The organism is Streptomyces sp. R41 (assembly GCF_041053055.1).
In the GTDB taxonomy this organism is placed as follows: domain Bacteria; phylum Actinomycetota; class Actinomycetes; order Streptomycetales; family Streptomycetaceae; genus Streptomyces.
Genome location: NZ_CP163443.1, coordinates 7,471,402 through 7,485,589 on the forward strand (window position 1 = coordinate 7,471,402; position 14,188 = coordinate 7,485,589).

The 14,188-nt window shown below is 69.9% G+C and carries 9 protein-coding genes; 7 read left to right on the forward strand and 2 right to left on the reverse strand.

What is annotated here, in order from left to right; genetic code table 11:
- Window positions 1-11: 11 nt before the first annotated feature.
- Window positions 12-1,484 (reverse strand): cytosine permease, encoded by a 1,473-nt coding sequence (locus tag AB5J53_RS34145; RefSeq protein WP_369249451.1) that lies wholly within the window; start codon window positions 1,482-1,484, stop codon window positions 12-14.
- A 129-nt stretch (window positions 1,485-1,613) separates the two neighbouring features.
- On the opposite strand from AB5J53_RS34145, the gene ftsY reads away from it, so the two are divergent.
- The gene (gene ftsY / locus AB5J53_RS34150) at window positions 1,614-2,825 is read left to right on the forward strand and encodes a signal recognition particle-docking protein FtsY (RefSeq protein ID WP_369249452.1); all 1,212 of its coding nucleotides are present in this window, start codon (window positions 1,614-1,616) and stop codon (window positions 2,823-2,825) included.
- Between the two features lie 414 nt (window positions 2,826-3,239).
- Here the strand turns inward: ftsY and AB5J53_RS34155 are convergent, their stop codons facing one another.
- Window positions 3,240-3,902 carry a bifunctional DNA primase/polymerase gene (locus AB5J53_RS34155; protein WP_369249453.1) on the reverse strand — a complete coding sequence of 221 codons (663 nt, stop codon included), beginning with the start codon at window positions 3,900-3,902 and terminating at the stop codon, window positions 3,240-3,242.
- Window positions 3,903-4,349: 447 nt separating this feature from the next.
- Between AB5J53_RS34155 and AB5J53_RS34160 the strand changes: the two genes are divergently transcribed.
- The 6 genes from AB5J53_RS34160 (at window position 4,350) to ftsH (ending at window position 14,052) form a co-directional block, all read left to right on the forward strand.
- Entirely contained in the window at window positions 4,350-5,825 is a 1,476-nt protein-coding gene (locus AB5J53_RS34160) for a hypothetical protein (RefSeq protein ID WP_369249454.1), read from the forward strand.
- A gap of 335 nt (window positions 5,826-6,160) precedes the next feature.
- Window positions 6,161-7,498 carry an ammonium transporter gene (locus AB5J53_RS34165; RefSeq protein WP_369249455.1) on the forward strand — a complete coding sequence of 446 codons (1,338 nt, stop codon included), beginning with the start codon at window positions 6,161-6,163 and terminating at the stop codon, window positions 7,496-7,498.
- A complete protein-coding gene (locus tag AB5J53_RS34170; protein WP_054235369.1) occupies window positions 7,495-7,833 on the forward strand; it encodes a P-II family nitrogen regulator in 339 nt (112 codons plus the stop codon). Before AB5J53_RS34165 ends, AB5J53_RS34170 begins: the two co-directional genes overlap by 4 nt.
- A 41-nt stretch (window positions 7,834-7,874) precedes the next feature.
- Window positions 7,875-10,322, forward strand: coding sequence for a [protein-PII] uridylyltransferase (locus AB5J53_RS34175; RefSeq protein WP_369249456.1), 2,448 nt, complete (start codon window positions 7,875-7,877; stop codon window positions 10,320-10,322).
- Window positions 10,323-10,455: 133 nt separating this feature from the next.
- Window positions 10,456-12,006, forward strand: a complete 1,551-nt coding sequence (ffh, locus tag AB5J53_RS34180; protein WP_369249457.1) for a signal recognition particle protein — start codon at window positions 10,456-10,458, stop codon at window positions 12,004-12,006.
- A gap of 120 nt (window positions 12,007-12,126) precedes the next feature.
- Window positions 12,127-14,052, forward strand: a complete 1,926-nt coding sequence (gene ftsH, locus AB5J53_RS34185) for an ATP-dependent zinc metalloprotease FtsH (protein ID WP_369249458.1) — start codon at window positions 12,127-12,129, stop codon at window positions 14,050-14,052.
- The last annotated feature ends 136 nt before the right edge of the window (window positions 14,053-14,188 follow it).

Below are 14,188 nucleotides of genomic sequence, written 5' to 3' on the forward strand. Positions count from 1 at the left end.
CTGACGGTGCGTCAGACAGCCATAGCGGCGGCCTCCTTGGCGGGCTCGGGCCGCTCGGTCGTGGTCACCGCGGGCTTCGGCAGAACGACGTACAGGAGGAAGGAGACCACGATCGTCGCCACCCAGCCGAGGCCGTACTCGCCGATGGGGTTGTCGGCGGCGAGCGGGCCCGTGAACCAGTCGGACGTCGTGAACAGCAGTCCGCTGCCCAGCCCCACCGCCCACGCGGCGACCGCGGCGGGGCTGAAGCCGCCCCGGTACCAATAGGCGCTGGTGCGCGTGGTGTTGAGCAGCGCCTCGGCGTCGTACTCCTTGCGGCGCAGCATGTCCGCCCCGAACACGCCCACCCATGCCGAGAAGGCGACGGCGAGCAGCGACAGGAACGCGATGAAGGAGCCCATGAAGCTGGTCGCGACCAGCATCAGGACGCCACCGAAGACCAGCGAGATCACGGCGTTGACCGAGACCGCCCAGTGCCGCGGCACCTCGAAGCCGAGCGTCTGCGCGGTGAATCCCGCCGAGTACATCGACATCGCGTTGATCAGCAGCATGCCGACCAGGGCGATCAGCAGATACGGCACCGCGATCCACAGCGGCAGGATCGCGCCGAGGAAGGAGACCGGGTCGGCGGCCGAGGCCAGATCCGGAGTGGAGACCGCCATCACGGCGCCCATCAGGACCATGGGGAGTACGACGATGCCGGCGCCGCCGACGGAATTGCGCACGATCGCCGCGGACGACGCCGTACGCGGCAGATAGCGCGTGAAGTCGGGGGAGGAGGGCACCCAGCTGATGCCGCCCGCGGCGATGAGGCCGACGCCCGTGATCATCAGGGATGTCTGGCCGGCCGCCTGTCCGAAGACCTTGCTCCAGTCCGTGTCCACGATCAGATAGCCGAGGACGAGCACGGAGAAGCCGCCGAAGAGGTACGTCGCCCACTTGTTGCACTTGTGGACGGCGTTGATGCCGAGGCCCGAGATCGCGAACGTCGTGATGACGAAGAGCAGCAGCGTCACGATGACCAGGAACCTGTTGCTCTTGATGCCGAAGAGGATGTCGAGGACGGTGAGCAGCGCATAGGCGCCGGTCACCGCGTTGATCGTCTCCCAGCCCCAGCGGGCGATCCAGATCAGTGAGCCGGGAAGGAGATTCCCGCGCTGGCCGAAGACCGCGCGGGACAAGGCCATGCCGGGAGCCCCGCCGCGCTTGCCCGCGATGCCGATCAGCCCGACCAGGCCGTACGACACGATCGGCGCCGCGACACCGACGACCAGGGTCTGCCAGAAGTTGAGTCCGTACGTGACGGCCAGGCTCGCGCCCATGGTGAGCAGCAGGACGCTGATGTTGGCGGCGACCCAGGTGGGGAAGAGGTCGCGGGTTCTCGCGGTGCGTTCGGAGTGGGGGACGGGCTCTATGCCGCGGGTTTCGAGGGTTTCGAGGGCAGGAGTTTCGAGGGCGCCATCGGAGGGCTCGGTGGTGCTCATGGCGGATCATCATACTTTGTGCCGAATAGTGCCCTCTAGTGACTTATGCCCTTTGGAGGAAGCTACGGAATCTCGCCCGGGGAAGGGATTCCGCCTCCTGCGGGACCGATGGCCGATACTGGGGGCGTTATGGAAACCGTCATCCTTGCTGTAGTCATCGCCGTGGTCGTGATCGGCGCGCTCGGCGGGCTCGTCATCGGCAGTCGCAAGCGGAAGCAGCTGCCCCCGCCGCCCCCCGCCGCCCCCGACATCACCGCCCCTCCGGCCGAGCCGCACGTCGGCGACGAGGCCGAGACGCCGCGCGAAGAACCGCGCCGCACGATCGAGGAGGTGGATCTCCCCGAGGGCTCGGCGGCCACGTCGGTCGCCGTCGAGGAGCCCACACCCGTTGTCGAAGTTCCCGAGATCGAGATCCCGGAGCCGACCGCCGGACGTCTCGTACGTCTGCGCGCCCGTCTCTCCCGCTCGCAGAACGCGCTCGGCAAGGGGCTGCTCACGCTGCTCTCGCGCGAGCACCTCGACGAGGACACCTGGGAGGAGATCGAGGACACGCTGCTCACCGCCGACGTCGGCGTGCAGCCCACCCAAGAGCTGGTCGAGCGGCTGCGCGAGCGCGTCAAGGTGCTCGGCACGCGTACTCCGCAGGAGCTGCGCGGCCTGCTGCGCGAGGAGCTCCTGAACCTGGTCGGCACCGACTTCGACCGTGTCGTCAAGACCGAGCCCGAGGCCAGCAAGCCCGGCATCGTGATGGTCGTCGGCGTCAACGGCACCGGCAAGACCACCACCACCGGAAAGCTCGCCCGCGTCCTGGTGGCCGACGGCCGCACCGTCGTCCTGGGCGCCGCCGACACCTTCCGTGCCGCCGCTACCGAGCAGCTGCAGACCTGGGGCGATCGGGTCGGTGCCTACACCGTGCGCGGGCCCGAGGGCGGCGACCCCGCTTCCGTCGCCTTCGACGCGGTCAAGGAAGGCAAGGAGATGGGCTACGACGTCGTGCTCATCGACACCGCGGGCCGGCTCCACACCAAGACCGGCCTGATGGACGAGCTCGGCAAGGTCAAGCGCGTCGTGGAGAAGCACGCGCCGCTGGACGAGGTGCTGCTCGTGCTGGATGCCACGACCGGGCAGAACGGTCTGATCCAGGCCCGCGTCTTCGCCGAGGTCGTCGACATCACCGGCATTGTGCTGACCAAGCTCGACGGCACCGCCAAGGGCGGCATCGTCATCGCGGTGCAGCGCGAGCTGGGGGTGCCGGTCAAGCTGGTGGGTCTGGGCGAGGGCGCCGACGACTTGGCGCCGTTCGAGCCCGAGGCGTTCGTGGATGCTCTTATCGGCGACTAGGGCCTGTCCGGCAGATCATGTCGGAGACGCGGGGCCTGGCACGCCCATCTGCGGCGTTGTCGTCGGTTGCCGACGCTCCGCGTCGTCGCCCTCCTCCGCCTTGCAGCTGGACGCACCAGGCCCCGCTCACCTGCGGTTATGAGGCGCCGCAGCTCTCCTCCGACCTGATCCGCCGGACAGGCCCTAGCGGCCGCCGGCCGTCGCTCTCTCCGCCCACGGACCGCAACCATCAATTGAGGAACCACGGCGGCGATCGGCCTGGTCCGCGAGAGAGGCGCCGGTCAGGCGCAAAATCGAGAGCAGAGCCGGTCAGGCGCAAAAAAGGGAAGGGCCCCGCCGCATGGTGCAGATGAGGCGGGGCCCTTCGCTGTGGTCGCCCGGCGGGAGCCGGGCGCGCGACCCGTGCGCCGGGAGCTACACGCGCGACCGATGCGCCACGTACGCCAACGTGCCGAGCAGCAGCCGTGCCTGCGGTGGCTTCGTCGCCGAGTCCAGGGCGGGGGAACGCAGCCACTGGACCGGGCCGAGGCCGCCTCGGCCGGAGGGCGGGGCCGTGACATACGTACCGGGACCCAGGCCGTGCAGGTCGAGGGACGCGTCGTCCCAGCCCATCCGGTAGAGCAGCTCGGGGAGTTCGGCCGCCGCGCCGGGGGCGACGAAGAAGTGGGCGCGGCCGTCCGGGGTGGCCGTGACCGGTCCGAGGGGGAGCCCCATGCGTTCGAGGCGGACGAGTGCGCGGCGCCCGGCGGGTTCGGCGACCTCGATCACGTCGAAGGCGCGGCCGACCGGCAGCATCACCGCGGCCCCCGGGAACTCGGCCCAGGCCTCGGTCGCTTCGTCGAGTGTGGCGCCGGCCGGGATCGTCGGCGCGAAGTCCAGCGGGTGCGCGCCCGGTGCGGGGCAGTCGGCCTTGCCGCACGAGCACGCTCCGGCGGCGGCCCGGGCGCCCGGGACCACGTCCCAGCCCCACAGCCCGGTGAACTCGGCCACGGCGGTGCACTCCGACGAGCGGCCGCGGCGCCGTGAGCCGGGCCGGATTTCGCGCATCCCCCGACTGCTGCCGATCGTGAAGCCCATGCCCCCTCCAACGGGTTCGACGCACCGGTGGTTACGTTAGGAAACCGGAACGTGACCCTCTGTTCCCGACTTCCCGTGCCGCGCGGTCCAGGCGGCGCTTTGTGGTGCCCCGGGTGGTGCGCTCGACATCGTGCGCCCCGGCGCACATCGCTCCGCCGCACTCCCGGTCGTCCTATGTCAAGTGAATCGCGCGCAGGCGACCCGGAGTTCATTCGAAGGGGTGGCGAATGGTGGCGTTTGCGGGATCGCCATGGCTGGACGGGTGATCGTAGGATTACTTTGAGTGCACGAGTCCTGGGGACGTGTGCACTCGTGGGTATGCCAAGGGCAAGTCGGCTTCCCGTTCGAAGGGTGAGAACTGCCGGACGCGCGGCCGTATTTACCGGCATTCTGATAGGGCTTGGGCGCACGCAGCGTGCAAGTGGTCTCAGGGATGGGGGCGTTCCAGTGGGCGGCAACGGCGAAAGCGGGACGAACGCTGACAAGCGCCCCAATGAGCTGCTCGGCTCGTGGTTCGTGCGCAGCGGTTGGTCGAAGGGCGAGCTCGCGCGTCAAGTGAACCGCAGGGCCCGCCAGTTGGGGGCCAATCACATCTCCACGGACACCTCGCGGGTGCGCCGCTGGCTGGACGGGGAGAACCCGCGGGAGCCGATCCCGCGAATCCTGTCCGAGCTGTTCTCCGAGCGTTTCGGCTGTGTCGTCGCCGTAGAGGACCTCGGCCTGCGCGCCGCCCACCAGTCACCGTCCGTGTCCGGCGTCGACCTGCCCTGGACGGGCCCGCAGACCGTGGCGCTGATCAGTGAGTACTCGCGCAGCGACCTGATGCTGGCGCGCCGCGGCTTCCTCGGCAGCTCACTGGCCCTCTCCGCCGGCCCGGCGCTCATCGAGCCCATGCAGCGCTGGCTCGTGCCCACGCCCACAGCGCCGCACGAGGAGCCCGAGCCCCCGGCCTCGACCCGCCGCGGCGGCCGGCTCTCCAAGCCGGAGCTGGACCTCCTGGAGTCCACCACGGTGATGTTCCGGCAGTGGGACGCCCAGTGCGGCGGCGGTCTGCGCCGCAAGGCGATCGTCGGGCAACTGCACGAGGTGACGGACCTGCTGCAGGAGCCCCAGCCCGCCGCGACCAACAAACGCCTGTTCAAGGTCGCCGCGGAGCTGGCCGAACTGGCGGGCTGGATGAGCTACGACGTGGGGCTCCAGCCCACCGCGCAGAAGTACTTCGTGCTCGCCCTGCACGCCGCCAAGGAAGCGGGCGACAAGCCGCTCGGCTCGTACATCCTCTCCAGCATGAGCCGCCAGATGATCCATCTCGGCCGGCCCGACGACGCCCTGGAACTCATCCATCTCGCGCAGTACGGAAGCCGTGACTGCGCGAGCCCGCGCACCCAGTCGATGCTGTATGCGATGGAGGCCCGCGCCTACGCCAACATGGGCCAGCCAGGAAAGTGCAAGCGGGCCGTCCGGATGGCCGAGGACACCTTCGCCGACGTCCATGAGTGGGACGACCCGGACCCCGACTGGATCCGGTTCTTCTCGAAGGCCGAGCTGTACGGCGAGAACTCGCACTCCTACCGTGACCTCGCCTACGTCGCCGGGCGCAGCCCCACGTACGCGTCCATGGCCGAGCCCCTGATGCAGGAGGCCGTCGACCGCTTCGGCAAGGACCAGGAGCACCAGCGTTCGTACGCACTCAACCTCATCGGCATGGCCACCGTGCACCTCCTGCAGCGCGAGCCCGCGCAGAGCGCGGTGCTGGCCAAGGAGGCGATGACGGTCGCCAAGAAGGTGCGCTCCGAGCGCGTCAACACTCGTATCCGAAAGACGGTCGACACGGCGGCCCGCGACTTCGGGGACCTCGCCGAGGTCATCGACCTCACCGACCAGCTCGCCATCGACCTGCCCGAGACCGCCGAGGCGGTCTGAATCGGCCGCGCAAGCGGCCCCGGCCCAGTACTCCGGCCACGGCCGGCTGTCCCGAACTGCCCGACTCGGCTCCCCCATGCCAGGTCATCGGACGGCCGACCGTGGCCGGTTTATTCGCCTTCGAAGAAGGTTGCGCCACGATAACGATCGCTCGGCCCGGTATCTGGCAGTTCATGGACGCGTAACACACAGGACCTCTTCGTCACTGCGGCGAAACATCGAGGGGCTTCGACGGAAACCGCGCTGCGCCAATCTCATGGCGCATAACCGGCCCGCCCCTCACGCCCACTCAGGCTTCGCCCGCACGGGGCCGTACCAACGACGAGGAGACGCCGATGGCACCAGCCATCACCCTTGCCGCAGAGGCACCCAAGCTGTCTGCCGCCAACACAGGGTTCATGCTCATCTGTTCCGCCCTGGTGCTGATCATGACGCCCGGCCTGGCCTTCTTCTATGGAGGCATGGTCCGCGTCAAGAGCACCCTCAACATGCTGATGATGAGTTTCATCAGCATGGGGATCATCACCATCCTGTGGGTGCTGTACGGCTTCTCCCTCGCCTTCGGCACCGACAAGGGCTCGATCATCGGCTGGACGTCGGACTGGGTCGGCCTCAGCGACATCGGCCTGACGCAGCTGTGGCCCGGGTACACCATCCCGATCTTCGCCTTCATGGTCTTCCAGCTGATGTTCGCCATCATCACGCCCGCGCTGATAAGCGGCGCTCTGGCGGACCGCGTGAAGTTCACGGCGTGGTCGCTGTTCATCGCGCTGTGGGCCACGGTCGTCTACTTCCCGGTCGCCCACTGGGTCTGGGGCACCGGTGGCTGGGCCTTCGATCTGGGCGTGATCGACTTCGCCGGTGGTACGGCGGTCCACATCAACGCGGGTGCCGCGGCGCTCGGCGTGATCCTGGTCATCGGCAAGCGCGTCGGCTTCAAGAAGGACCCGATGCGTCCGCACAGCCTTCCGCTGGTCATGCTCGGCTCCGGTCTGCTGTGGTTCGGCTGGTTCGGATTCAACGCCGGTTCGTGGCTCGGCAACGACGACGGCGTCGGCGCGCTGATGTTCGTCAACACTCAGATCGCCACCGCCGCCGCCATGCTGGCCTGGCTCATCTACGAGAAGATCCGCCACGGCGCGTTCACCACGCTGGGTGCCGCCTCGGGCGCCGTCGCCGGTCTGGTCGCCATCACCCCGTCCGGTGGTGCGGTCTCCCCGCTCGGTGCGATCGCCGTCGGTGTCATCGCCGGTGTGCTGTGTGCCATGGCCGTCGGTCTGAAGTACAGGTTCGGCTACGACGACTCCCTCGACGTCGTCGGCGTCCACATGGTCGGCGGTGTCGTCGGCTCCCTGCTGATCGGCCTCCTGGCCAGCGGCAAGGGCCAGTCCACCGTGGAGGGTCTCTTCTACGGCGGCGGCATGACCCAGTTCTGGAAGCAGTGCGCCGGTGTCTTCGCCGTCCTCGCCTACTCCCTGATCGCCTCCGCGATCCTCGCCTTCCTCATCGACAAGACGATGGGCATGAGGGTCACCGAGGATGAGGAGATCGCGGGCATCGACCAGGCCGAGCACGCCGAGACCGCATACGACTTCAGTGGCGCCGGCGGCGGCGTCGTCGGGTCCGCCGCTTCGGCCCCGGCCGCCACGGAGAGCAAGAAGGTGGACGCATGAAGCTCATCACCGCCGTCGTGAAGCCCCACCGGCTCGACGAGATCAAGGAGGCCCTGCAGGCCTTCGGGGTACACGGTCTGACGGTCACCGAGGCCAGCGGCTACGGTCGGCAGAGGGGCCACACCGAGGTCTACCGTGGCGCCGAGTACACGGTCGACCTGGTCCCCAAGATCCGCATCGAGGTGCTGGCCGAGGACGACGACGCCGAACAGCTCATCGACGTCGTCGTGAAGGCGGCCCGCACCGGCAAGATCGGTGACGGCAAGGTCTGGTCCATCCCGGTCGAGACAGCCGTCCGGGTCCGGACCGGCGAGCGCGGCCCGGACGCGCTCTAACCGGACCCGCTCAAAAGAAGAAGAAAGACAGGAGTCGCTGGGTGACGAGTACGGACATGCGTACGGAAGCAGAGGACTCGGGACCCAGCGGCTACGCGGCGGCCCGGCTGCGCCTCCTCCAGGAGGGGGCGCGGTCCGGGCCGCCGCGCCGTGCCGCCCTCGCGGAACTCACCGACGACTGGCTGACCGGCCTGTTCACCGCCGGCTCCGAAGGACTGCGCGGGGTGTCGTTGGTCGCCGTCGGCGGCTACGGACGCGGCGAACTCTCTCCCCGCAGCGACCTCGATCTGCTGCTCCTGCACGACGGCAGCGACTCCGGCGGGGTCGCCGCCCTCGCCGACCGCATCTGGTACCCCGTCTGGGACCTGGGTCTCGCTCTCGACCATTCCGTCCGTACGCCCGCCGAGGCTCGCAAGACCGCGGCCGAGGATCTCAAGGTGCAGCTGGGGCTGCTGGACGCCCGGCATCTCGCGGGCGACCTCGGCCTCACCGCCGGATTGCGTACGGCCGTCCTCGCCGACTGGCGGAACCTTGCGCCGAAACGTCTCCCCGAACTCCAGGAACTGTGCGCCGAACGGGCCGAGCGCCAGGGCGAGCTGCAGTACCTCCTCGAACCGGACCTGAAGGAGGCGCGCGGCGGCTTGCGCGACGCCACCGCCCTGCGCGCCGTCGCCGCCTCCTGGCTCGCGGACGCGCCCCGCGAGGGCCTCTCGGACGCCCGGCGCAGGCTCCTGGACGTACGCGACGCACTGCATCTCACCACCGGACGCGCCACCGACCGCCTCTCCCTCCAGGAGCAGGACCAGGTCGCCGCGGAACTGGGGCTGCTGGACGCCGACACCCTGCTGCGCCAGGTGTACGAGGCCGCGCGCGTCGTCTCGTACGCCAGTGACGTCACCTGGCGCGAGGTGGGGCGCGTGCTGCGTTCGCGCGCTGTGCGTCCGCGGTTGCGCGCCATGCTCGGCGGCGGCGCCAAGCCCGCCGCGGAGCGCTCCCCGCTCGCCGAGGGTGTGGTCGAGATGGACGGCGAGGTGGTCCTCGCCCGGGCCGCACGACCCGAGCGCGATCCCGTACTCCCGCTCCGCGCCGCGGCCGCGGCGGCACAGGCGGGGCTCCCGCTGTCCCTGCACGCCGTACGGCGCATGGCCGCCGCGGCGCGCCCCCTGCCCGCGCCCTGGCCCGCCGAAGCCCGCGAACAGCTCGTCACGCTCCTCGGCTCCGGCCGCCCGACCGTCGAGGTCTGGGAGGCGCTGGAGGCGGAGGGCCTGATCACCCGGCTCCTGCCCGACTGGGAGCGGGTCCGCTGCCGGCCGCAGCGCAACGCCGTGCACATCTGGACCGTCGACCGCCACCTCATCGAGACGGCCGTCCGCGCCTCCGAGCTCACCCGCCGCGTGGGTCGCCCCGACCTCCTGCTCGTGGCTTCCCTGCTGCACGACATCGGCAAGGGCTGGCCCGGCGACCACTCCGTGGCGGGCGAGATCATCGCGCGGGACGTCGCCGCCCGGATCGGCTTCGACCGCGCGGACGTGGCGGTGCTCGCCGCCCTCGTACGCCACCATCTGTTGCTCGTCGACACCGCGACCCGGCGTGACCTGGAGGACCCGGCCACGGTCCGCTCGGTCGCCGAGGCGGTCGGCTCGCAGGGCACCCTCGAACTGCTGCACGCCCTGACCGAGGCGGACGCGCTGGCCACCGGCCCCGCCGCCTGGTCCTCGTGGCGCGGTTCCCTCGTCGCCGACCTGGTCAAGCGGGTCTCGGCCGTGCTCGCCGGGGACGCCCCCGAGGAGCCCGAGGACGCGGCGCCCACGGCCGAGCAGGAGCGGCTCGCGATCGAGGCGTTCCGGACGGGCGGGCCCGTACTGGCGCTGCGCGCGCAGACCGAGCCGCCGGCCGAGGAGACCGCCGGCGATCCGGAGCCGCTGGGCGTGGAGCTCCTCATCGCCGTGCCCGACCAGCCCGGTGTGCTCCCCGTGGTCGCGGGCGTCCTCGCCATGCACCGGCTGACCGTCCGCACCGCCGAGCTGCGCGCCCTCGACCTGCCCGACGGCGTGGAGGGCTCGGTGCTGCTGCTCAACTGGCGGGTCGCCGCCGAGTACGGCTCCCTGCCGCAGGCCGCCCGCCTGCGCGCCGATCTCGTACGCGCCCTGGACGGCTCCCTCGACATCACGGCCAGGCTCGCCGAACGGGACGCCGCCTACCCCCGCCGCCGGGGGACGGTCGCGCCGCCGCCCCGTGTGACGGTCGCCTCGGCGGCCTCCCGCCACGCCACGGTCATCGAGGTCCGCGCCCATGACGCCCCCGGCCTGCTGCACCGCATCGGGCGGGCCCTGGAGGACGCGAACGTCCGGGTGCGGAGCATGCACGTCTCCACGCTCGGCGCGAACGCGGTGGACGCCTTCTACGTGACCGGCACGAAGGGCGCGCCCCTGCCGGGGGAGGAGGCGGCTTCGGTGGCCGGCGCCCTGGAGGAGACGCTGCGGGGCTAGAGCCCTTGTCCCGTACGAGATCGGGGGGGTGCTCCCGGTCTCGTACGAACGCGGTGGAGACCGCACCGCACGCGGCCAGATACCCTGGAGGGCGATTCCCTTCGCCCCCGACCCCTGAGGACAGACGAGCGCCGTGTTCGATACTCTCTCCGATCGCCTCTCAGCGACGTTCAAGAACCTGCGGGGCAAGGGCCGGCTGTCCGAAGCTGACATCGACGCCACCGCACGCGAGATCCGTATCGCGCTCCTCGAGGCCGACGTGGCCCTGCCGGTCGTGCGGACCTTCATCAAGAACGTCAAGGAGCGCGCGCTCGGTGCCGAGGTCTCCAAGGCGCTGAACCCGGCCCAGCAGGTTCTGAAGATCGTGAACGAGGAGCTCGTCACGATCCTCGGCGGCGAGACCCGCCGCCTCCGGTTCGCGAAGAACCCGCCCACCGTGATCATGCTCGCGGGTCTGCAGGGTGCCGGTAAGACCACGCTCGCCGGAAAGCTCGGCAAGCACCTCAAGGACCAGGGCCACTCGCCGCTGCTGGTCGCCGCCGACCTCCAGCGCCCGAACGCCGTCACCCAGCTCAGCGTCGTCGCCGAGCGCGCGGGCGTCGCGGTCTACGCGCCCGAGCCGGGCAACGGCGTCGGTGACCCGGTCAAGGTCGCCAAGGACTCCATCGAGTTCGCGAAGACCAAGGTCCACGACATCGTGATCGTGGACACCGCCGGTCGCCTCGGCATCGACCAGGAGATGATGCAGCAGGCCGCGGACATCCGCGATGTCGTCTCCCCGGACGAGATCCTCTTCGTCGTCGACGCGATGATCGGTCAGGACGCGGTCAACACCGCCGAGGCCTTCCGCGACGGCGTCGGCTTCGACGGCGTCGTCCTGTCGAAGCTCGACGGTGACGCCCGAGGCGGCGCGGCCCTCTCCATCGCGTCGGTCACCGGCAAGCCGATCATGTTCGCGTCGAACGGCGAGAAGCTCGACGACTTCGACGCCTTCCACCCGGACCGGATGGCCTCCCGCATCCTCGACCTGGGGGACCTGCTCACCCTGATCGAGCAGGCGGAGAAGACGTTCAGCCAAGAAGAGGCCGAGAAGATGGCCTCCAAGCTGGCGTCCAAGAAGGGCCAGGACTTCACCCTGGACGACTTCCTGGCCCAGATGGAGCAGGTCCGGAAGATGGGCAGCATCAGCAAGCTGCTCGGCATGCTTCCGGGCATGGGCCAGATCAAGGACCAGATCAACAACCTCGACGAGCGCGACGTCGACCGCACGGCCGCGATCATCAAGTCGATGACCCCGGCCGAGCGCCAGGAACCGACGATCATCAACGGCTCGCGCCGCGCGCGTATCGCCAAGGGCTCCGGCGTCGACGTCAGCGCGGTCAAGGGCCTGGTCGAGCGCTTCTTCGAGGCCCGCAAGATGATGTCCCGGATGGCTCAGGGCGGCGGCATGCCCGGGATGCCCGGGATGCCGGGCATGGGCGGCGGCCCCGGCCGCACCAAGAAGAAGGCGAAGCAGGCCAAGGGCAAGCAGCGCTCCGGCAACCCGATGAAGCGCAAGCAGCAGGAGCTCGAGGAGGCGCAGCGCCGCGAGGCGGGCGCCCAGGGTGGCAATGCGTTCGGTCTGCCGCAGCAGGGCGGCCAGGACTTCGAGCTGCCGGACGAGTTCAAGAAGTTCATGGGCTGACGTTTTTCTTCGTACGGGCGATCGCGCCGGTACGTCACTGGGGGCGCCCCTCGTCCGAGGGGCGCCCCCAGTGTGTTGTGTGCGGGTGCTGGCGGGCGTTTCGTGTCGTAACGTCCAGATATGAGCAACCCTGCGCCGCCACGCAAGGATCCTGATCAGCCGTGGCGTACCGAGGGAACGCCGCCGGAGCCGACCGGGCCGCCCTCCGGGAGGAGGAGGATGCCCGGCGGCTGGATCGGCCTGGTCATTGCCGCCCTGGTCGTGTTCGTCGTCGCCATCCTGGTGCTGTCCTTCTTCAACGAGGGCAACGAGCCGACGATCTCGTACACGGAGTTCAGCAAGCAGGTCGACAACGGCAACATCACCAAGATCTACTCCAAGGGCGACGCGATCCAGGGCCAGCTCAAGAACGCCCAGGACAACCCGGAGGGCGGCGGGAAGTACACCAAGTTCAAGACCCAGCGCCCGTCCTTCGCGGACGACAAGCTCTGGCAGAACCTGGAGAAACACCAGGTCATGGTGACCGCCTCACCGGTGGTCCAGCAGCGCAGCTTCCTCTCCAACCTGCTGCTCTCCCTGGCCCCGATCGTGGTCCTGGTGGTGCTGTGGGTCTTCTTCGCCCGGCGGCTGCGGGCGGGCATGGGCGGCGCGGGTGGCATGCTCGGCCGCAAGGCACCCCCGAAGCCGGTCGAACTGCAGCCCGGCGCCTCGCGCACGACCTTCGCGGACGTGGCCGGGATCGACGAGGTCGAGGGCGAACTGAACGACGTCGTGGACTTCCTCAAGAACCCGGACGCCTATCGCAGGATGGGCGCGAAGATGCCGCGCGGCGTGCTGCTCTCCGGTCCGCCGGGAACCGGCAAGACGCTGCTCGCACGGGCGGTGGCGGGGGAGGCGGGCGTTCCGTTCTTCTCGGCCTCCGCGTCGGAGTTCATCGAGATGATCGTGGGCGTGGGCGCGTCCAGGGTCCGCGAACTCTTCGCCGAGGCCCGCAAGGTGGCCCCCTCCATCATCTTCATCGACGAGATCGACACGATCGGCCGGGCGCGGGCGGGCGGTTCCGCCATGGGCGGCCACGACGAGCGCGAGCAGACGCTGAACCAGATCCTCACCGAGATGGACGGCTTCTCGGGCTCCGAGGGCGTCATCGTCATCGCCGCGACGAACCGCGCGGACATCCTGGACCCGGCGCTCACCCGCCCCGGCCGCTTCGACCGCATCGTCAACGTCTCGCCCCCCGACCGCGGTGGCCGCGAGGCGATCCTGGAGATCCATACCCGCGACATTCCGCTGTCTCCCGATGTGAACCTCTCCCAGGTGGCCGGTACGACCCCGGGCATGACCGGAGCGGACCTCGCGAATCTCGCCAACGAGGCGGCCCTGCTGGCGGTCAAGCGCAAGCAGGAGAAGGTCACGCAGACGGACCTCTCCGAAGCGCTGGAAAAGGTGCAGCTGGGTGCGGAACGCTCACTGGTCATGCCGGAGGAGGAACGCCGCCGCACCGCCTACCACGAGAGCGGCCACGCCCTCCTCGGCATGCTGCAGCCGGGCGCCGACCCGGTCCGCAAGGTCACCATCGTCCCGCGCGGCCGTGCCCTGGGTGTGACACTGTCGACCCCGGAAGCGGACAGGTACTCCTACACGGAGCAGTACCTCCGCGGCCGCATCATCGGCGCCCTGGGAGGCATGGCCGCCGAACACGTCGTCTTCGGAGTCATCACGACGGGCTCGGAGAACGACCTCGAACAGGTCACCAACATCGTCCGCGGCATGGTCGCCCGCTGGGGTATGAGTGAACGAGTCGGCCGCCTCTCCGCCCTCCCGAACGACGCCCAACAGGCCTACGGCCTTGCCGCCGCGCCCGCGACCCTCGACTCCATCGACCACGAGATGCGCCGCATCGTCGACGAGTGCTACGAAGAGGCCTGCGACAAACTCAGCGACCACCGTGGACAACTCGACGCCCTCGCGGAGGCGCTCCTCGCGAACGAGACACTGGAGGAGGCGGAGGCGTACCGGATCGCAGGGGTCAAGAGGCTGGGGTAAGGCGGGCTTCGCCCCGCCCCGTAAGGGGCGCGGGGAACTGCGCGACCAGCCCCCACCCACCCGCAGCCGAAGAACGACCCAGCGGGGTCTGGGGCGCAGCCCCAGATGCGGGACGGGTAGGGGAGGAGGGGGCGAA